Here is a 19,353-nt window from a genome sequence, read left to right as displayed (position 1 = left end):
GTTCCTGTTCTAAACGTTCCTGCTCTGCTTTAAGTTCCGCTTGGCGCTGGGCTTCTTCTTGCGCAAGGCGTTGAGCTTCGGCTTCTTGTGCCAGACGTTCCTGCTCTGCGCGTTGCGCTTCTAAACGTTCCTGCTCTGCTTTAAGTTCCGCTTGGCGCAGGGCCTCTTCTTGCGCAAGGCGTTGAGCTTCAGCTTCTTGTGCCAGACGTTCCTGCTCTAAACGTGCTGCTTCTTGACGTTGCGCTTCTAAGCGCTCTTGTTCCGCTTCTAACTGTGCTTGGCAAGCAGCTTCTTCTTGGGCATCTTTTGCCAAACGTTCTTGTTCTAAACGCTCTTCTTCTAAGCGTTGCTGCTCTTTCTCTTGCTCAATATTTTCTTCTTTGTTACGCCCAAAACCGAGCCACGAGAAAAAACCTTTTTTTTCTTTTGCCATTAGCTACTAAACTCCTCGCACTAAATCATGGCGCGATTACATTGACGATATTGAAAATAATAATGAAGTCTATCATTTGATCATGGATAAACGCATCTTTTATACGAATTTTATGGTAAATTATTCCGTATTAAATCAAGGGAAGTCATCAAGATATCAAGAGACACTGATCCCTTATTCAAAAAAACACTCCAGAAATCACGTTTAAACGATATAAATCAAAATAATATGGCCAAAAAACCACAAAAAGCCCCAATGGGACAAATTAGAATAATTGGGGGTAAATGGCGTGGTCGTAAACTTCCTGTTCTTGATAGCCAAGGATTACGACCAACAACAGATAGAGTGAAAGAAACGCTCTTTAATTGGCTAATGCCTGTTATCCAAGATGCCCGTTGCCTCGACTGTTTTGCTGGTAGCGGTGGTTTAGGAATTGAAGCCCTTTCTCGCTATGCTCGTGAAACGACCTTTATTGAATATGAACGTCCTGTTGCTCAACAAATTACTGCAAATTTAGCCTTACTTAATGCTGATAATGGACATGTTATTCAAGACAGCGCATTATCCTTTCTCGCAAAGCAAGGCACGCCTTATAATGTCGTTTTCTTAGATCCTCCTTTTCATAAAGGCATGTTGTCTGACACTGTCCAATTATTAGAAAATAACGGCTGGTTAGCGCAAGATTGCTATATTTATATTGAGGAAGAAGTTAAAGCACAGACTTATACACTGCCAATCCATTGGACATTGCATAGAGAGAAGATCGCAGGACAAGTTGCGTATCGTCTTTATATTCGCAGTTTATCTGCTTAATTTTTTATGGAGTTGTTATGTTAATCTTTTTTGGCCGATTTTTAATGGTCGGCGTTTGGGGCTTTCTGCTTTTAAATATTATTTCTCCATTTCCTAAGCCTCTAAAATACTTTATGGATATTGCATTAATTTTCATGGTGATTATGCATGGATTACAAATTGTCATGTATAAAGCAGGGCAACCTAAAGATCAAAAACCGTCAACGGCATTACAATTTCGCATTTTTTTCTTTGGGATCTTTGAGCTTTTAAAAATACAAAAAGAATTACGAAAAGAATACGAAGAAAAACAGAAAAATAAAACGAAACAATAGCTGTAATCTTCATATATCTTCGCAATTATCTGGGGTTACCCACCTACCCCAGAGGTTGCCAATCTTATTAACCGCTTTCGCTTATTTATTATTTTGCTCATCGATTGGCACATCTGTTTCAAACTGTACAAAACGACTGCCTTGCATAAATAAACGCCCTTTCATTTCAGGTTCGATATTTTGATAAGATGATTTATCAATATTCAAAACCAAATCTTTACGATCATCAGTGGTTAAACGAAAGGTAACTTGATAATAATGTGTTATTTCTGGGCCAGTGACATCATTTTCTCTTGAACGTCGTTCATTCGCCGCTATTTCTTTTTTATCAATCACTTCAACCATATAAAGTTTTACAGGTGCATTATCATCACTTATTCGCTGTTTGCGTTGTTCAAAAAAACGATAAGTCGCTGATGCGATAATAATGATCAGTACTGCAATTCCTAAAATAGCCGCTTTATTCATTACACTAATTCCTATCGTTACATGGACCCAACACTGTGTGCTGATATTATTTTAATAAGTACGTCAGTTTCGTCATTAACCGCTATTCTTAAATTAAACTTTCTGCTATCAATAATAAAACAGTTCTGAATATAAGGAAGATATTATGAGTTGGCCGTTTCTCGCCGTATTATTCTCCGGATGGCTTTATATCGATGCCGCATATCGAGGCCCTAATTGGCAACGATGGTTATTCCGTCCTATCACACTACTTCTTTTATTACTTTGGGCATGGCAAGTTCCCGAACACAATATTAATAGCTACCTTATCGTAGGTGCATTATTAGCGACACTACTTTCTGATATCTTAAGAATATTTGATGGTAAGTATTTACTACCATCCATTACCTTGATTTTCTTAAGCTACATACTTTATATGGTGAGTTTTTTACTGCCACTCCAACTCTCTTTCTATCTTCCTTTACTTGGATTCGTTATTATTGCTTTCATTATCATTCTAGTCATTGTTTGGGCTAAGCTTGATAAATTAGCTATCCCTGCCTCTCTAACTTTATTAGCCGCCTTTGCTATGTTTTGGGTTGCGGGCGAAAGATTCTTCTACTTAAGCAATGATTACAACTTATCAGTGATGATTGGTTCATTATTGTTAGTAATCGCTTACTCAATATGGCTAATCAACCGCTTCCGCTTCTCATTTTCAGCTTCTAAAGGACTTGTCAGTGCCTGTTATTTTATTGGGCATTTCTTCATTGTTAGAGCGTTATTCCTTTAGTATCCATCAGCCCCTTGTTTTTACAAAATAGAATAAGGGGTTAATTTTTTAACCTAATTCGCACTTTTTGCCAATGAATGTCCCTTTGGTATCTTGACTCTGGACTCTACTCCAAGCTGTAAAGTACTTATCAGATAAATGAATTTAGACTTTACTTTGTTAAACGAGGAGAGCCAGTTATGACTAAACATGCTCATCAACACAATAAACATACCGATGCTTGCTGCTCAAGCTCTCAATGTTGTTCAGGTCATACAGAGAATAGTACGCACTCACATACTAAAAGCGGACATTCCCACACCAAAATAGATAAAAGTGATCCTGAATGCGAGGATGAGCATCACCACGGACACTCCCACGAACATGCTCATGAAAGCTGTGATATCAACGCTGCTGTTTCTAACGTTGAGCCAGAAAAAGTAGCACAGCAACGCTTTAGTTGGAAAGTGCAAGGAATGGATTGCCCGAGTTGTGCTCAAAAGATCGAAACCGCAGCACTCAAAGTCACAGGCGTAAAACAAGCAAAAGTGCTTTTTGCCACCGAAAAATTGGTCGTTGATGCTGATAGTGATCTACGCGCTGATGTGATTGCGGCAATTAACAGTGCTGGTTTTGAACTGTTTGATCTCTCATCACCTCAATCTAAAAAAGTCACAAAGCAGAGTCTTTTAAAAGAGAGCTCATTTGTTATTGTCTTGGCACTTTTAATGGCGATTAGCTGGGGCGTAGAGTTTATTGATCCTCAAGCAGGCCGTACTGCCTTTATTGCAACAACGTTGATTGGTTTATTCCCCATTGCGAAAAAGTCCTTACAACTTATTCGTAGTGGTACCCCTTTCGCCATAGAAACATTGATGAGTGTTGCCGCAATTGGTGCACTATTTATTAATGCTACCGAAGAAGCAGCAATGGTTATTTTGCTGTTTATGATTGGCGAAATGCTGGAGTCTTACGCCGCAGGTCGTGCTCGTCGTGGTGTAAGTGCATTAATGGCACTAGTGCCAGAAGAAGCAACATTAATCAAAGACGGCAAAAAACAAACCGTCCCTGTTGCACAATTACGTCCAGGCGACATTATTGAAATTGCCCCAGGTTCACGTTTGCCAACAGATGCGGAATTAGTTAGTGCATTTGCAAGCTTTGATGAAAGTGCATTAACGGGTGAATCCGTGCCTGTAGAGCGTCTACAAGGCGAAAAAGTAGCAGCAGGTTGTTTATCTGTAGATAGATCTGTGCAAATGAAAGTCGTCTCTGAACAAGGGCAAAATGCTATCGACCGTATTTTGCAATTGATTGAAGAAGCTGAAGAGCGTAGAGCCCCTATTGAGCGCTTTATTGACCGCTTTAGCCGTTACTATACACCTGCAATTATGCTGTTCTCTGCGCTAGTTATCATTGTTCCACCCCTGTTGTTTTCACAGCCGTGGGAAACATGGATTTATCGCGGTTTAACCCTATTACTAATTGGTTGTCCTTGTGCTTTGGTGATCTCAACACCCGCGGCAATCACTTCAGCATTAGCAGCAGCCACTAAACGTGGAGCGCTGATCAAAGGCGGAGCGGCATTAGAGCAATTAGGCACTGTTAATACTATCGCATTAGATAAAACGGGTACATTAACTGAAGGAAAACCTCAAGTTACTGATGTCGTGGCTGAAAGCGGATTTAATGAAAAAGAAGTACTGACTTTTGCCTCATCCGTAGAAATTGGCTCTCATCACCCATTAGCAAAAGCCATTATCAATAAAGCACAAGATGAAGGCGTGCTTGTTGTTGAAGCGGAAGATCGTAAAGCGCTAGCGGGTAAAGGCATTGAAGGTTATTTAAATAGCCAACATATTCTAGTCAGTGCACCTTCTCAATTATCAGAAGCCACATCGCTCTCTTCTCATTGGCAACAAGAAGTTGCACGCCTTGAAGATGAAGGTAAAACCGTGGTTGTCGTATTAAAAGAGAGCCAGCTTATTGGTGTTATTGCTATGCAAGATACCTTACGCGGTGATGCTGTTGAATCAATGAAGTTATTGAAAGAGATGAACATCAATGCCGTTATGCTAACGGGTGATAATCCAAGAGCAGCTGCGGCTATTGCGAAAAAACTAGGTATGGATTTCCGAGCAGGATTACTGCCTGAAGATAAAGTGACTTCAGTAATGGAAATCAGCAAAACGCATAACACAATGATGGTAGGCGATGGTATCAATGATGCGCCAGCAATGAAGGCTGCCACCATTGGTGTCGCGATGGGAAGCGGTACTGACGTTGCACTTGAAACAGCTGATGCGGCGTTAACACATAACCGTTTAACCGGCTTACCTGAAATTATTAAATTATCTCGTGCGACACGTAAAATTATCCGTGAAAACATTACGATAGCATTGGGCTTAAAAGCAATATTCTTAGTAACAAGCTTATTAGGTATCACTGGGCTTTGGGTTGCGGTTCTTGCTGATTCCGGCGCAACAGCACTGGTTACTGCCAATGCGGTAAGGCTGTTAAGAGTAAAAATTAACGCCTCAAATAAAGAGTAAGCACGTTAAAATAACGAAACCCAAACCTCAGTTAATCTGGAGTTTGGGTTTTTTAGCGCGAAGATGAGCAATATTTACAGCATAAATTACAAATTGCTCTCTTTTTTACGAATAAGATAACGATAAGGTGCAGATTGCGTCTCTTGATTTAATAAATCATGTTCCATAAAACGGCAAAAGCCAGGAATATCACGCACTGTAGCAGGATCATCAGCTATCACTAATAATGTCTCACCCAATGCCATATTTCTTATCGTTTTACGTACTAACATCACAGGCTCAGGGCAACGTAGTCCTAGCGTATCTAATGTCTTAGTTGCATCATCAAATTGAGCATTCATTCTATTAACCATTCTTATTGCACTGACAGATTGTGTCATTATATCGCGCTTTCGTGTTCACATCACGGCACATTAAGCACAACGGTATTTCTTCCTAATCTTTGCTTTTGTTGCGCAACAGGCGTATTATGCGCATCCTCTCATTTAAGAGAGAAATCACTGTTTTATTGGGCTCCCTCACCCCAATCACTAAAAAGGTACAATTTATGTATACGTTTACTCCCCGCCAAAAAGCGGTGGCGCTATTATGGCTTTCTTTGTTCCACATTCTAATAATTACATCTAGTAATTATCTTGTGCAGTTACCTATCTCCATTTTTGGTTTCCATACCACTTGGGGTGCCTTTACTTTTCCGTTTATTTTTCTAGCAACAGATTTAACGGTTCGTATTTATGGCGCACCCCTTGCCAGACGCATTATTACCGCTGTTATGCTACCTGCATTAGCAATTTCTTACCTGATCTCAACACTCTTTTTCCAAGGAAGTTGGCAAGGGGTTGCCTCATTAGCTGATTTTAATATCATGGTGGCAAGAATTGCGACAGCAAGCTTTATGGCTTATGTGTTAGGTCAAATCATGGATGTATCTGTCTTTAATCGTTTAAGACAACAACAAAAATGGTGGGTAGCACCCAGTGCAGCAATGTTCTTTGGTAATTTACTCGACACTCTAGCCTTCTTCTTTATTGCTTTTTATCGTAGTACTGACGCATTTATGGCAGAGAATTGGATTGAAATTGCATTAGTTGACTACGTGTTTAAATTGACCATTTGTATGCTGTTTTTCTTACCTGCTTATGGTGTTTTATTGAATTTTATTTTGCGTTACTTTTTCACCCAAGAAAACAAAAAACAAGATTATGCTGAAATTCACTCATAATCCATCTCACCTCGCAAAAAAATAATGATATTAATGTCATAATTCAAATAATAAAGCTTCATAAGTCAATTTTATGAAGCTTTATTCTGATTGAGAAATTAATTATTTTACATAAATATTTCGTATCGTAATTAATTAGCATGATTAGTTAAACAACTCACAAAATATTACTTAAATATCAGTATTAGGATGTTTTTTGCATGCTAATATAAAAATGATTAATTATTTGCAATGAAATATTTTATTCATCTATTAGACTGTTAATGTGTTTAAGTTCATCTCCATAAAATTCAATGTCAATTGGGAAGACAAGCCCCACCATAAGGATTTTTTACTCTCTTTTGCGAATAGTAGGAGTCTATTATGTTAAAAGTTATTCAATCCCCCGCTAAATATATTCAAGGGCCAGATGCGCTATACCATATTGGTAAATACGCAAAACCTTTTGGCGATAGGGCACTGATTATTGCTGATAAGTTTGTTATGGATCTCGTCGGAAGTACCGTCAAAGACAGTATGTCTCAATATGAAGTGAATGGGCACTTTGAACTGTTTAATGGTGAATGCACACATAACGAAATCAATCGACTATCTGAACTTGTAAAAGAACAAGCCTCTCTTGTGATCGTTGGCGTTGGTGGTGGGAAAACATTAGATACTGCCAAAGCGGTTGCTTATAAATGCCAGCTTCCTGTCGTTATTTCCCCAACCATTGCTTCTACTGATGCCCCTACAAGCGCACTTTCTGTGATTTATACGGAATTAGGGGCATTTGATAGTTACCTTTTCTATCCAACAAATCCTGACGTGGTCGTGATGGACACAAATATCATCGCTTCTGCGCCAGCGCGTTTATTAGTGGCTGGAATGGGAGATGCTTTAGCAACCTACTTCGAAGCAAGAGCCTGTAGTCAGGCTCAAAAACAGACTATGGCAGGGGGTAAATCAACACTAGCAGCGCTTGCTTTGGCTGAACTTTGCTATAACACCCTTTTAGAAGATGGTTATAAAGCAAAACTCGCCGTAAGCCGTGGTGTTTGTACCGCTGCAGTAGAAAATATTATTGAAGCTAATACCTTCTTAAGTGGTATCGGTTTTGAAAGTGCGGGTCTTGCGGCAGCCCATGCCATTCATAATGGATTTACAGCATTAGAAGAGTGTCACAACATGTATCATGGTGAAAAAGTTGCCTTTGGTACATTAGTTCAATTAGTTTTAGAAAACAGTCCATTAGAAGAATTAGAGGAGTTCCTTGATTTCTGTATTTTAGTCGGATTACCTGTCACTTTAGAAGAACTGGGTATCAATGCAACAGGTGATGAATTAAATGAAAAAATCATGGCAGTTGCTGAATTAAGCTGTGCTGAAGGTGAGACAATTTACAACATGCCATTTGATATCGATTCCGATAAAGTTTATGCCGCAATTTTAACTGCCGACCAATTAGGACGAGAATGGCTTTATTAAAGCCTGAGTAAACAGGGAGTGTTTATCTCCCTGTTTATATTTACAAAAAAAGAGGGCTTTATGGTCAGTATCGTATTAGTTTCAAAGAGCCTTACACTCGCCAATGGTATTAAAGAGCTCGTTAATCAGACTGTAAATCACCAAGTAAAAATTGCCATTGCGAGCAACTATCAAACACCTTCTGATCTTGCTAATGAAGTGTCACCAGAAACTATACTTTCCACAATTGAAAAGTGTTATAGCAAACAAGGTGTACTGGTTTTGCTTGATACTTATCATTCAGCACAAAATGCCGCTCTCGCCATCGCTGATCTTGAGCATAGCATTGCCACTAACGTCATATTAAGTTCGGCGCCGATTGTTGAAGGCACCTTGGCTGCCGCCAATAGTATTGCGCGAGGAGATTCACTTGAAGAGGCAGAAAAAGCAGCGCATAAAACCATTACAATTAAAAAACTGCAATTAGGCGAAAATCTCCTTAATTTTAATATTCTCCCTAAAAACACAAATTACGAACCCGTCAAAACGATCACCGCACCTGTTTGGTTATACCCTTATCATCGTTTCGTGATCCCCCGTAAAAAAATATCCTCCAATTTATTACTTGAAGAGCAAAAACGTCTCGTGAAAGCAATTGAGCGCTCCAAAAAAGATATAGACTGGTTAACTGAAGAAACGCATAACAAAATTGGTGAACAATATGCCCATATTTTTTCTAGTCACCACTTCTTATTAGAAAATACCGAATTACAACTGACTGTATGCAGTATGATAAACAAATATCACTGTAATGCTGAATTTGCCTTACAGCAAACATTCATTGATTTAATAGATACTTACGCACAAATGGATGATGATAATATGCGTGCTGGTGAAAGTGATTTAGATGATATTTTATCTCGATTACTACGCTATTTGACGTCAGCACCACCAATACCGCCACCTCCTTATCCAAATGCTATTCTAGTGACAAAACGACTTCATCCATCAACATTAATTACACTTGATCCTTATAAAATTAAAGGGATTTTATTAAGTCATGGAAATCCACTATCTAACACAACTGTATTAGCGAATGCATTAGACATCCCCATTATTAATGAGGCAGGAAAACAGGCATTATCGCTGACTAATGGGCAAAATATCACACTTAAAAAAGTCCAAAATATTTGGCTTTATCAAAACACCTATATTTCTCATTAAAAATGAAAGTATTTAAATAACCTGCCCCCTCAATATCAGGTTATTTAATTTTTTTATTTTCTTATAGTTACGTGTTTTTTTAAGAATAAAAAAAGGGAATAAAAGATCCTCTTTTACTCCCTAGCTGCTTGTTATCTTAGTAATCAATTACTTTTTTATTATCTAATAGGCAATACTTATAATGCTCTTGCCAATAAACTAATGGGGTGTTCACATTTTTTCGTTGTTGACATCTCAATTTGCCATTTACAGGTTTCGCAATCCGTGATCACTAAATCACAGCCACTCTCTTCAATTTGGCGGAATAAGCCCGCACCAATGCCTTGAGCAACATCGTAGTTTTCAGATTTAAAACCGTAAGTTCCAGCAATACCACAGCATTGAGAATCTAAAACAATAACCTCAACACCAGGGATACGTTTAATTAAATCAATGGAATATGCTGTCCATCCCATTTTTTCCATATGACAAGGTGTGTGATACACCACTTTTAGTGGAGTGTGTTTCAGTGGTAATTCACGCCCCTCTTCTAATAAACGATAAATATAACGTGTCGCTAATTCGATATTTTCACGTACTTTTGAGGTATCAATATCAAGGATATGTTCATACTCATCACGAATAGTGAAGGTACAGGTTGATGATGTTGCAACAACAGGAATATTGTTTTCAACAATTTTTTCTGTTAGCGATTCAAGGTTTACAGCAGCTTGTTTTTTAGCTTGTTTAACAAAACCATTCGCAATTAATGCAACACCACAGCATTTTTCGCGTTTTAATAACTGAACACCAATCTCCATTTTGTTGAATACCTTAACTAAATCTTTCCCTAATTGGGGGTGGTTATAGTTAGCGTAACAACCATGGAAGAAAGCAACTTGATCTTTAAAACGCGCCTGCTCTTCAACCTGTTTTTTCATCCATGTTCTAAATGTACCAAAAGAGTATTTTGGTAATTCGCGACGATGGTCAATTTTAAGTGCTTTATCTAAGATCTTACGTACAGGTTTTAGCCCTGTGATCGTATTGACTATCGGCGCCATTGGCGTTGATAGTGTTCCCATTAAATCCGTATGACTTAAAATAGCATCACGAAGTTTTGGCGTTTTTGTATTGTAGTTCAATTTCGCACGTGAAATGATGTCACCAATCTTCACATCTGACGGACAAGCAACTTCACAACGCTTACAGTTAGTGCAATATTTCAATGCTTCATCATAAAGCATTGGATCTTTCAGGCGTAAACGCTCACCATCAGGGCCGGCTTGTTTAGGGCCAGGATAAAGTGGATTTACTTTTGCAACTGGGCAATAAGTCGTACAAACAGTACACTTAATGCACGCTTCAAAGCTGTTATCATGTAAACTCATTGTGCTGCCTCCACAACCGCAGATGTGGTCTGTTCTGATTTATTGTGCTGTAAAATTTGTTGTGCTGCATACAGTGCGCTGATCATTGAAACACCTGCGCCACAACCTTCATTAAGAGGGTCAAACCCACCTAATACAGCACCTACAGCGTAAACATTCTCTAAGACTTCACCATATTTCATCGGTCTTAATTGGTTATCTGTATCCACACCAAATCGCATATAAGGCTGTTTTGCAAAGACATTCACTTGTGTCCACTCATTGCGTGGTAATGTCTCTAGCAAATCAAGTTCCATCAAAGGTTCATAGACACGATCAAATTCCGCAATTAATCCATTATTGAAGAAACTGCCCGTTGCCAATACAACATGTTCACTACGAATAGGAATATCAGTATGGTTTCGAGTATGAACACCTGTAACTTTATTACCAATTAAATCAACTTGTTCCGCACGATCGCCCGGCATAATTAAACCGCCTGCTTTTTGGAAGCGCAGTTTTAATGCTTGATGTAAACGAATGCCTAATAGTGATGGTGGCAATGTCGGTAATAAACAGATAGGTTTACCTACCAGTTGTTCAAGTAACGTCACCGGCTCTTCAGCATCCAAACCAATACATGCGGGTAAAATAATCGCTTCAACACTATTATCGATATGCTTTTTCAGCTCTTCTGCTAACGCTTTAGTGTTTTCAGGCTTATCTAAATAGCGCGCAATATTGACTGCTCTAAATTCACTTGGATTATCACGCAATCTATCTAATAACGGTAAGTGGATATGATAAGGAATCGCTTCAACATCTTGCTCATTCAACGTATTGCTTGCAAATTGTGGCTGAAAATCTAAAAAGCCTTCAATTCCAACAACAGCTAACTTTTTCCATGGCAACGCTTGGTCAATTCCATGAGTTGGTACACGTTTTGGACTCATCCAACTCATACGTGAGCGCCCAACTGGTGTAATACGATAATGGTTTTCATCACCATTACCTTGATATTCAAGATCTTTAGTCGTTGATAATAATGCTTGAGCCTGTTCAATTAAGGTTGAAACTTGCGATTCCCCCATGCGGCTATAAGGATGTTTCGGAGCAAGCTCAGACAATGCTGCCAACGCTTTTTTAGGTTGGGTCACTAATGAACCATCAGGAAGATGAGTTAATAGATCTAGCGAACCTGATGAAAAATGTAGTGCGCTTTGACCATTACTAATAATTGCGCAAGACTTACCTGCTTCAGCAAGACGAATACCTGCGGTTAAACCTGCAAGTCCGCTACCTATAATGATGACGTCAAATTTCATTATCTGCCTCCGCTGAAGTTGCTTTTTCAATCATATCAGCATCTAAACCACATAAACCTTGGTAAACCCAACTGGTGAATTCACTCTCACGTAACGCATTACCCCAAGCAATTGGTCGAATACCTTTCCAACGCTCATTTAAGAAATGGGCAAGCTGTTGCTCTGACTCGTGAGGAGTCGTGACTTGTAAACGGTTTAATAAACCTGCAGCACGGCAAGCACAAAGCTCACCTTGGCATGTTCCCATGCCCACGCGAGTACGGCGACGTAAATCAAGTAAGTTATTGACAGTTAAAGAGTTAACAGCATAACGAACTTCTCCTGCGGTAACAGCTTCACATTCACAGACTAAGCTCTTATCACTACGCTCATTACTCAATAATTTATTGGCTAAATCACCGTGGCGATAAACCGCAGAACCACGGATTGGTGCAGGTAATGAAACAACACTACGTAATGCTTGCTCTGCGGATTGACGGGAGCCAGGTAATGCCTCTTCTGCAGTGGTACATTTAGCAGAGACATTTAATTTCTCACAGATTTTATCTGTTGCCCATTCGGCCATTAAACGGTAAGTCATTAATTTACCGCCAGTAATGGTAATAAAGCCTTCTAATCCATCACGTTGAGCATGATCGAGTAACACAATACCACGGCTCACATTACGGCCGGATGGATCATCATCACTTGCCACTAAAGGACGTACACCAGCATAAGCACGTAGAATTCGAGTTTGAGCCAGTTTTGGCGCTAACATTGACCCTTCACGAATAAGAATATCGACTTCTTCAGGAGTGACATACATATTGTCGATTTCATCGTAAGGTACACGTGTTGAAGTTGTACCAATTAATGAAATTGTATCGCCAGGCACTAAAATATCGGCATCTGCAGGTTTACGACAACGGTTGATCACCATATTGTTAATGCGATGACCCAAAATCAGTAATGCCCCTTTTGCTGGGAACATTCGAACTTTTAATTCACCGTATTCAGCAATTTTTTGTCCCCAAATCCCCCCCCGCATTCGCCACAATTTGTGCGCGAATTTCATACAGTTTTTTCGCTTGATGATCGTAAACTTTGACACCTTTAACACGGTCACCTTCACGAATAAGCCCAACAACTTCATGATAAGTCAGGACTTGTGCACCATGTTCACGGGCATCTAACATATTTGCAGCGGTTAAACGGAAAGGATCGACAGTACCATCTGGTACTTTAACTGCACCGATTAAATTCGGGTTAACAGAGGGCTCTAAGCGAATAGCTTCTTCGGGTGAAATCGCTTGAGCATCAATACCTGCCGCTTGGCAAGATTGAATAAAGGTCTGTTGAAACTCTAAAGAATCGTCAGGAAGGGTAATAAAAAGGCCATCCGTTTTTTCAACACAGTGACGAGCGACCCGTTTTAAAACCATGTTTTCTTCAATACACTCACGCGCTGACTCTGGGTCTGTTACTGCATAACGCGCACCACTGTGTAACAATCCATGATTTCGACCGGTTGCACCGGTTGCAATATCATGTCTTTCTAGCAGGACGCAACGTAATCCACGGCGTGCACAGTCTCTTGCCATGCCCGCACCGGTTGCTCCCCCGCCAATAATAATGACATCAGTTTCTGTCACTGGTGAACCGCTCATCATAGAGATGCCCTCTCACATTACATTCAGCAAACGCTTATTTATTCTTTAGCGTTAATTATAGTGTATAAGATACACAAAAAATGTGGTTAATGTTTGATAATGAGCAAAAACGAAAGAGAAACGCTCACGAGTGAAAAATTAAAACCACATATGTGATATTAATCACAAATTATTTAACAAAAAGTATTTGATAAAGTTAACATATCACTCAAAATTGCACATCTTGAAAAATTATTCGACAACTGAGTAATACCTCACAGTAAATTTGATTGTATAAGTTTACTATTAAGTTCGTTAAAGAAAATTTTTTGATAACTTCGTTGTTCGTTTTGTCATTATTTAATATCAACATATTAAAATAAAAGCCATCGGAGGCTAATATGTTAAGTCTATTTAGACCTGCGCCACATAAAGCGCGTTTGCCAAAAGAGCAGATAGATCCCGTCTATCGTCGTCTGCGTTGGCAGATCTTTATGGGGATTTTCTTTGGTTACGCTGCTTATTATTTAGTAAGAAAAAACTTTGCGTTAGCAATGCCTTATCTTGTAGAAGAAGGTTTCTCTAAAGGTGACCTAGGTTTTGCTTTATCTGGGATCTCGATTGCTTACGGTTTCTCTAAGTTTATCATGGGCTCATTCTCTGACCGAGCTAACCCGCGTTATTTCTTACCTGCAGGTCTTATTTTAGCATCCGCAGTGATGCTAATTATGGGCTTTGTGCCATGGGCAACTTCGAGCATTATGATCATGTTCGTTCTGTTGTTCCTTTGTGGTTGGTTCCAAGGTATGGGTTGGCCTCCTTGTGGACGTACTATGGTGCACTGGTGGTCACAGAAAGAACGTGGCGGTATCGTTTCGATTTGGAACTGTGCGCATAACGTCGGTGGTGGCTTACCTCCATTACTGTTCTTATTAGGTATGGCGTGGTTTAACGACTGGAAAGCAGCGTTATATATGCCAGCATTTGCAGCAATCTTAGTGGCTATGATTGCGTTTGCATTAATGCGTGATACCCCACAATCTTGTGGTCTTCCACCAATTGAAGAATACAAAAACGACTATCCACCTGATTATAAAGAAACTGACGAACAAGAACTGACTGCAAAAGAAATCTTTATGAAGTATGTGTTCCCTAACAAACTTCTGTGGATGATTGCAATTGCAAACGTGTTCGTTTACTTACTGCGTTACGGCGTGCTGGACTGGTCACCAACTTATCTGCGTGAAGTAAAAGACTTCGCAATGGATAAATCATCATGGGCTTACTTCTTATACGAATACGCTGGTATTCCGGGCACACTACTGTGTGGTTGGATGTCGGATAAAGTGTTCCGAGGTAACCGTGGTGCAACAGGTGTGTTCTTCATGACCTTAGTTACTATCGCAACTATCGTATTCTGGATGAACCCAGCGGGTAACCCGAATGTTGATATGGCGTGTATGTTAATCATCGGTTTCTTAATCTACGGCCCTGTTATGTTGATTGGTCTGCATGCTCTTGAGCTTGCACCGAAAAAAGCAGCAGGTACAGCAGCAGGCTTTACCGGTCTATTCGGTTACTTAGGTGGTTCTGTTGCGGCAAGTGCTATCGTGGGTTACACCGTTGACTACTTCGGCTGGGATGGTGGCTTTATGGTCATGATCGGCGGTAGTGCACTGTCTGTTGTGTTATTACTTATCGTGATGGTTACTGAAACCAAACACAAACGTGAAATGCTTCAGAAGTACGAATAATCGTTAACTGATTATTTATGAAATTAGTTAAATCTCATCTCTAAAAACCAAGCCACATCAACTGTTTTGATGTGGCTTTTTTATTGCCAACTGTACATAACTTTATTGTACGTAGAATTAAAATGGAGCAGCTTTATGAGTACATCTTTTAGAATAAAACCGTTAGTTGCAGGCGTTCTTTTAACTCTATCTTTAAGTGCAATCGCACAAGCGGCGAGTGATAAGGTCGTTATCGCCCACCGTGGTGCAAGTGGTTATTTGCCTGAACATACGCTTCCTGCCAAAGCATTAGCTTATGCCCAAGGCGCAGATTATCTTGAGCAAGACTTAGTGATGACCAAAGACAACGAATTAGTTGTTTTACATGACCACTATCTTGATCGTGTAACAGATGTGGCTGATCGTTATCCTGATAGAGCAAGAAAAGATGGCCGTTACTACGCTATCGACTTTACGCTTGAGGAAATTAAAGGACTGAAATTTACTGAAGGTTTTGACATTGTTGACGGTAAAAAAGTCCAAAGTTACCCAAACCGCTTCCCTATGGGTAAATCGGATTTTCGTGTACATACTTTCCAAGAGGAAATTGAATTTATCCAAGGCCTAAACAAATCAACAGGCCAAGATATTGGTATTTACCCTGAAATTAAAGCACCTTGGTTCCATGAACAAGAAGGCAAAGACATTACCACCAAAGTACTGGAAGTGCTTAAACAGTACGGTTATACGAAAAAAACCGACAATGTTTATCTACAATCATTCGATGCTAACGACCTAAAACGCATCAAAACAGAATTGATGCCAAAAATGGGCATGGACTTAAAACTCGTTCAGTTAATTACTTATACCGACTGGAATGAGACCTATGAGAAACAGCCTGACGGTACATGGACAAACTACAGCTATGAGTGGATGTTTAAGCCAGGTGCAATGAAAGAGATTGCCACTTATGCTGATGGAATTGGTCCTGATTACCACATGTTAGTCGAAGAGAACTCGACGCCAGAAAAAATCACATTAACCGGTATGGCGGCTGATGCTCACGCCAACAAACTCACCATTCATCCATTTACTGTTCGTATTGATAAACTGCCTAAATATGCAAAAGATGGTGATCAACTATATGACATTATTTATAACCAAGCCGGTGCTGAAGGTGTCTTTACAGACTTCCCTGATTTAGGCGTTAAGTTCTTACAAAAACAAGCTAAATAATTCAAAGTTCAGCTTGAAGTGTAACGAGTATCCTACCTTTTTTTAAAAGGGTAGGATCTTTGCGCCCTTTCTGATTGTATATTTTTCCATCTTTCTTTAACTTATTCTCACAATTTTATTAAAAAATCATAATCACTTTTTAATTTAACTATCATTATTTAATTTATTAAATATTTAAAGGAAGGGATCACAATGACAATAATGGCTATTATTTTACTTGTTCTTATCGTTCTATTTATCGGTTGGGGAATTTCAACTTACAATCGACTTATTGCGGCGCGCAATCAAGTAAGCAATCAATTTGCGAATATTGACGTTATTTTAAAACAAAGAGCTGACCAAATTCCTCAATTGATGACGATAGCTGAAAAAGCAATGGAACACGAAAAAAGTGTATTTATTGCATTAAGTGACGCAAGACAACGCTATTTTAAAGCACAAAATATTAATGAAAAAATCAGCGCATCAAACGAAATGAATACCGCTTTACGGGGTATGATTGCCCTTGCTGAAAATTATCCAACATTAATTTCAGGTGAACAATTAGCACTACTTCAAACAGGTGTTAGCGATGTAGAAAATAAAATTGCTCAACGTCGTGAAGGATTTAATGATGCAACAACTCACTACAACACCGCAATAGAGATGTTTCCTGATAGCTTAATCGCCGGCCTTTTTCGCTTTGAACGTATGCAATTACTAGAAATACCAAAAGAAGAGATGAAATTTGAAGGGATTCATTTTAAGTAACAGTAAGTTAAATAACCGCATTAAGGATAAATTGCAGTGTTAATTTATTTTTTTATCGGCTGTACTGTGGGCGTATTAATCTATTTTTTACGTAGTAAACGCTCGAAAAAAAAGAAGAACAATTTGAGTATTGTTCCCTTTTTAGGGATCGCATTTGCTGCAGGGAATTACCTTTTTTTCTCACGAGAAACTGACGTTTATCCTAGTGGTGAAAACTCTGTTGTTAATCTTATCTCCTGTATTGCATTCGCTGTTATTTTATTATTTGCATACGGTATTTCAAACCATATTGCTAATATTGGTGAAAAAGCGATAAAAAATTACCACCAATTACAAAATGAAGGATCCTCTAAATTTTCGGCACTTATCAACACCGTATTTATTAGCCTCTTATTATTAAGTTTAAGCTTCAGTTTGTTTATTGACCAAAGATTGTTCTTTTTAAGTTTCGTTTTAATGTTTGTTTACCAAATCGTCAAAAGAACACCTGAAAAACGTTTTTTACGCTTTCAAAAAATTCTAGCAACATCAAAAATCCGCTCTTTAGCCATTGGACTTGTTGAAATTGAAGGCAAAATAACTGCAGGTGAAAAACTAATAAGTCGCTTAGGTAAAAAAGAGTGTTATGGCTACATCTATTATGAATATAACGTATCCACAAATAAAGAAGGCAAGAAAAGCTATCACCAAACACTCTATGAAAAAAAGATCAATAATTTCACGATGACAGATGATAGTGGTTCAATTCAAGTTCTCGCAGCTGATAAACCGTTAGTACATCTTGGTATCGAGCCTCATCAAGATTTGGAATATAACAATAAACGTTTTAAGGAGTATATATTAGAAGCTGATGCTACTTATTTATTAATAGGTAGTGCAGAAACGATTAATGATAAAGTTGTGATCACACACAGTGCTCCTCACTATCTATTAGGTTTATCACCACAAGATTATGTTGTTCGTTGGAACAAAGCGCGTCCTTTTCGTCGTAACGCGACTATCATCGTTATTATTGCTCTTTTTGTTATCTTTTCCATTCTAGCAATACCAATGGAATATCAAGACGGCATCCTAACACTTTATTTTAATAACACCTCTTCATTTTGGTAATTGATTATATGGAATGGCTTATTTTCATCATTTTTATTCTCGCCTTGGTTTATTTTTTAATACGCCAATTAGTGATGATTTATAACAATATGGTGATGCTAAAAAATAATTGCTATAAAGCCTTTGCAAATATTGATGTTTTATTAAAAAAACAAGTTGATCTGTTCCCAATGCTGATAGCAATAACACAAAAAGCGATGGATCATGAGAAAACCTTATTTAAAAAGTTAGCTGAAAATAGAGATCTCTATTTATGCGCAGAGGTATTAGACCAAAAAGTTGATTTAGCTAATCAGTTATTACCTCAAATAAAAAAATCACTCATTATTGCTGAAAAATATCCTGAACTTATCAGTGGGAAGAATTTACGCTTATTACAGACACAAGCGAAAGAATTAGAAGAGTGTATTGCAGATAGACGTGAATTTTTTAATCAATCTGTCACGCTCTATAATACCGAAATACATATTTTTCCTAATGTATTGTTTAAGCTTATTTTTAATTTTAAAGATATCCCTCTTTTCTATCCTAGTAAGGAGGCCACTTTATGATAGAAATTCCCTTTTCTTTTTTTGGTATAACGGATTGGTTTCTAAGCTTTAATGAACCTATCTCGATTATTATGCTCGCCACATTTGGCGTACTGTTCTCCATGGCGATTATTTTGCCATTAGTCAGTATCACTCCGTTAAAAAAATATATGTCGCAAATTGCAGGAGGATTATTTAGCTCGATATTTGTCAGCTTAATGGTCTTAATTAGCTTTCATTTAATGCTGGGTGTTAATTCTTCATTAAAGCTACTCTTAATTTGGTGGGTTATTTTATTTTCGTGTATTACGTTTTGGTTTATTAACTATCGCTATATGAAAGATGTAACAGGGGATAAATTTGCGAAATTTCAAGAAAAAGCCCTTGAAGCAGAGGAAAAACGAAGACAAAATCAAAAATCTAAAAAATAAAAGAGAGCCTAGGCTCTCTTTTTAGCATTATCGATATC

General features: G+C 38.5%; 17 protein-coding genes and 2 pseudogenes. 13 read left to right on the top strand and 6 right to left on the bottom strand.

The genetic code is table 11. From position 1 onward, the window contains the following. Positions 1 to 433, bottom strand: a pseudogene (locus CUB63_RS16810) (signal recognition particle-docking protein FtsY); the annotation flags it as partial. Between the two features lie 228 nt (positions 434 to 661). Here CUB63_RS16810 and rsmD point away from each other — a divergent pair. Next, complete coding sequence (gene rsmD, locus CUB63_RS16805; protein ID WP_006535412.1) at positions 662 to 1,246, top strand: 16S rRNA (guanine(966)-N(2))-methyltransferase; 585 nt, start codon at positions 662 to 664, stop codon at positions 1,244 to 1,246. Positions 1,247 to 1,263: 17 nt separating this feature from the next. After that, positions 1,264 to 1,560 (top strand): DUF1145 family protein, encoded by a 297-nt coding sequence (locus tag CUB63_RS16800; protein WP_072063811.1) that lies wholly within the window; start codon positions 1,264 to 1,266, stop codon positions 1,558 to 1,560. 81 nt (positions 1,561 to 1,641) lie between these two features. Here the strand turns inward: CUB63_RS16800 and CUB63_RS16795 are convergent, their stop codons facing one another. Next, positions 1,642 to 2,028, bottom strand: a complete 387-nt coding sequence (locus CUB63_RS16795) for a DUF2500 domain-containing protein (RefSeq protein WP_072063812.1) — start codon at positions 2,026 to 2,028, stop codon at positions 1,642 to 1,644. 145 nt (positions 2,029 to 2,173) lie between these two features. Here CUB63_RS16795 and CUB63_RS16790 point away from each other — a divergent pair, with 145 nt between their 5' ends. Continuing rightward, positions 2,174 to 2,800 (top strand): lysoplasmalogenase, encoded by a 627-nt coding sequence (locus tag CUB63_RS16790; RefSeq protein WP_006535415.1) that lies wholly within the window; start codon positions 2,174 to 2,176, stop codon positions 2,798 to 2,800. 179 nt (positions 2,801 to 2,979) lie between these two features. Beyond that, entirely contained in the window at positions 2,980 to 5,331 is a 2,352-nt protein-coding gene (locus tag CUB63_RS16785; protein ID WP_006535416.1) for a zinc/cadmium/mercury/lead-transporting ATPase, read from the top strand. Positions 5,332 to 5,417: 86 nt separating this feature from the next. On the opposite strand, the gene tusA is transcribed toward CUB63_RS16785, so the two are convergent. Further along, positions 5,418 to 5,672: a sulfurtransferase TusA gene (gene tusA / locus CUB63_RS16780; RefSeq protein WP_036933135.1), complete on the bottom strand. Its 255-nt coding sequence runs from the start codon at positions 5,670 to 5,672 to the stop codon at positions 5,418 to 5,420. A 206-nt stretch (positions 5,673 to 5,878) separates the two neighbouring features. Here tusA and CUB63_RS16775 point away from each other — a divergent pair, with 206 nt between their 5' ends. From CUB63_RS16775 to CUB63_RS16765, 3 genes are all read left to right on the top strand, one after another. Continuing rightward, a complete protein-coding gene (locus CUB63_RS16775) occupies positions 5,879 to 6,553 on the top strand; it encodes a 7-cyano-7-deazaguanine/7-aminomethyl-7-deazaguanine transporter (protein WP_109848552.1) in 675 nt (224 codons plus the stop codon). 363 nt (positions 6,554 to 6,916) lie between these two features. After that, positions 6,917 to 8,020, top strand: a complete 1,104-nt coding sequence (locus CUB63_RS16770) for a glycerol dehydrogenase (RefSeq protein ID WP_006535420.1) — start codon at positions 6,917 to 6,919, stop codon at positions 8,018 to 8,020. A 60-nt stretch (positions 8,021 to 8,080) separates the two neighbouring features. Then, on the top strand, positions 8,081 to 9,223 hold the full coding sequence (locus CUB63_RS16765) for a phosphoenolpyruvate-utilizing N-terminal domain-containing protein (RefSeq protein WP_006535421.1): 1,143 nt from the start codon (positions 8,081 to 8,083) through the stop codon (positions 9,221 to 9,223). A gap of 176 nt (positions 9,224 to 9,399) precedes the next feature. Here the strand turns inward: CUB63_RS16765 and glpC are convergent, their stop codons facing one another. The 3 genes and pseudogenes from glpC to glpA all read right to left on the bottom strand — a co-directional run bounded on the left by glpC (position 9,400) and on the right by glpA (position 13,546). Further along, on the bottom strand, positions 9,400 to 10,593 hold the full coding sequence (gene glpC / locus CUB63_RS16760; protein WP_072063817.1) for an anaerobic glycerol-3-phosphate dehydrogenase subunit GlpC: 1,194 nt from the start codon (positions 10,591 to 10,593) through the stop codon (positions 9,400 to 9,402). Then, positions 10,590 to 11,897, bottom strand: a complete 1,308-nt coding sequence (gene glpB / locus CUB63_RS16755) for a glycerol-3-phosphate dehydrogenase subunit GlpB (protein ID WP_006535424.1) — start codon at positions 11,895 to 11,897, stop codon at positions 10,590 to 10,592. Before glpB ends, glpC begins: the two co-directional genes overlap by 4 nt. Continuing rightward, positions 11,887 to 13,546, bottom strand: a pseudogene (gene glpA, locus CUB63_RS16750) (anaerobic glycerol-3-phosphate dehydrogenase subunit A). Before glpA ends, glpB begins: the two are co-directional and overlap by 11 nt. 380 nt (positions 13,547 to 13,926) lie before the next feature. On the opposite strand from glpA, the gene glpT reads away from it, so the two are divergent. The 6 genes from glpT to CUB63_RS16720 all read left to right on the top strand — a co-directional run bounded on the left by glpT (position 13,927) and on the right by CUB63_RS16720 (position 19,315). Continuing rightward, a complete protein-coding gene (glpT, locus tag CUB63_RS16745) occupies positions 13,927 to 15,279 on the top strand; it encodes a glycerol-3-phosphate transporter (RefSeq protein ID WP_109848551.1) in 1,353 nt (450 codons plus the stop codon). A 135-nt stretch (positions 15,280 to 15,414) separates the two neighbouring features. Next, positions 15,415 to 16,494, top strand: coding sequence for a glycerophosphodiester phosphodiesterase (glpQ, locus tag CUB63_RS16740; protein ID WP_109848550.1), 1,080 nt, complete (start codon positions 15,415 to 15,417; stop codon positions 16,492 to 16,494). A 192-nt stretch (positions 16,495 to 16,686) separates the two neighbouring features. Next, positions 16,687 to 17,244 carry a LemA family protein gene (locus CUB63_RS16735; RefSeq protein ID WP_072063821.1) on the top strand — a complete coding sequence of 186 codons (558 nt, stop codon included), beginning with the start codon at positions 16,687 to 16,689 and terminating at the stop codon, positions 17,242 to 17,244. Positions 17,245 to 17,280: 36 nt separating this feature from the next. Then, on the top strand, positions 17,281 to 18,354 hold the full coding sequence (locus CUB63_RS16730) for a hypothetical protein (RefSeq protein ID WP_202609012.1): 1,074 nt from the start codon (positions 17,281 to 17,283) through the stop codon (positions 18,352 to 18,354). 8 nt (positions 18,355 to 18,362) lie between these two features. Next, positions 18,363 to 18,905 carry a LemA family protein gene (locus CUB63_RS16725; protein ID WP_109848549.1) on the top strand — a complete coding sequence of 181 codons (543 nt, stop codon included), beginning with the start codon at positions 18,363 to 18,365 and terminating at the stop codon, positions 18,903 to 18,905. Then, on the top strand, positions 18,902 to 19,315 hold the full coding sequence (locus CUB63_RS16720; protein WP_109848548.1) for a hypothetical protein: 414 nt from the start codon (positions 18,902 to 18,904) through the stop codon (positions 19,313 to 19,315). The genes CUB63_RS16725 and CUB63_RS16720 overlap by 4 nt, the downstream gene beginning before the upstream one ends. The last annotated feature ends 38 nt before the right edge of the window (positions 19,316 to 19,353 follow it).

Origin of the sequence: Proteus penneri (assembly GCF_003144535.1) — a bacterium.
Classification (GTDB): domain Bacteria; phylum Pseudomonadota; class Gammaproteobacteria; order Enterobacterales; family Enterobacteriaceae; genus Proteus; species Proteus penneri.
Note: the sequence above shows the minus strand (reverse complement) of the source record. Positions and strands in the feature narration are given on the sequence as shown.

What these genes read in the sequence shown, in the direction of transcription:
- CUB63_RS16795 (WP_072063812.1), bottom strand. Translation starts at nt 2,028, where the DNA reads ATGAATAAAGCGGCTATTTTAGGAATTGCAGTACTGATCATTATTATC.
- CUB63_RS16775 (WP_109848552.1), top strand. Translation starts at nt 5,879, where the DNA reads ATGTATACGTTTACTCCCCGCCAAAAAGCGGTGGCGCTATTATGGCTT.
- glpB (WP_006535424.1), bottom strand. Translation starts at nt 11,897, where the DNA reads ATGAAATTTGACGTCATCATTATAGGTAGCGGACTTGCAGGTTTAACC.
- tusA (WP_036933135.1), bottom strand. Translation starts at nt 5,672, where the DNA reads ATGAATGCTCAATTTGATGATGCAACTAAGACATTAGATACGCTAGGA.
- rsmD (WP_006535412.1), top strand. Translation starts at nt 662, where the DNA reads ATGGCCAAAAAACCACAAAAAGCCCCAATGGGACAAATTAGAATAATT.
- CUB63_RS16800 (WP_072063811.1), top strand. Translation starts at nt 1,264, where the DNA reads ATGTTAATCTTTTTTGGCCGATTTTTAATGGTCGGCGTTTGGGGCTTT.
- CUB63_RS16720 (WP_109848548.1), top strand. Translation starts at nt 18,902, where the DNA reads ATGATAGAAATTCCCTTTTCTTTTTTTGGTATAACGGATTGGTTTCTA.
- glpC (WP_072063817.1), bottom strand. Translation starts at nt 10,593, where the DNA reads ATGAGTTTACATGATAACAGCTTTGAAGCGTGCATTAAGTGTACTGTT.
- glpQ (WP_109848550.1), top strand. Translation starts at nt 15,415, where the DNA reads ATGAGTACATCTTTTAGAATAAAACCGTTAGTTGCAGGCGTTCTTTTA.
- CUB63_RS16725 (WP_109848549.1), top strand. Translation starts at nt 18,363, where the DNA reads ATGGAATGGCTTATTTTCATCATTTTTATTCTCGCCTTGGTTTATTTT.
- CUB63_RS16735 (WP_072063821.1), top strand. Translation starts at nt 16,687, where the DNA reads ATGACAATAATGGCTATTATTTTACTTGTTCTTATCGTTCTATTTATC.
- CUB63_RS16785 (WP_006535416.1), top strand. Translation starts at nt 2,980, where the DNA reads ATGACTAAACATGCTCATCAACACAATAAACATACCGATGCTTGCTGC.
- glpT (WP_109848551.1), top strand. Translation starts at nt 13,927, where the DNA reads ATGTTAAGTCTATTTAGACCTGCGCCACATAAAGCGCGTTTGCCAAAA.
- CUB63_RS16765 (WP_006535421.1), top strand. Translation starts at nt 8,081, where the DNA reads ATGGTCAGTATCGTATTAGTTTCAAAGAGCCTTACACTCGCCAATGGT.
- CUB63_RS16790 (WP_006535415.1), top strand. Translation starts at nt 2,174, where the DNA reads ATGAGTTGGCCGTTTCTCGCCGTATTATTCTCCGGATGGCTTTATATC.
- CUB63_RS16770 (WP_006535420.1), top strand. Translation starts at nt 6,917, where the DNA reads ATGTTAAAAGTTATTCAATCCCCCGCTAAATATATTCAAGGGCCAGAT.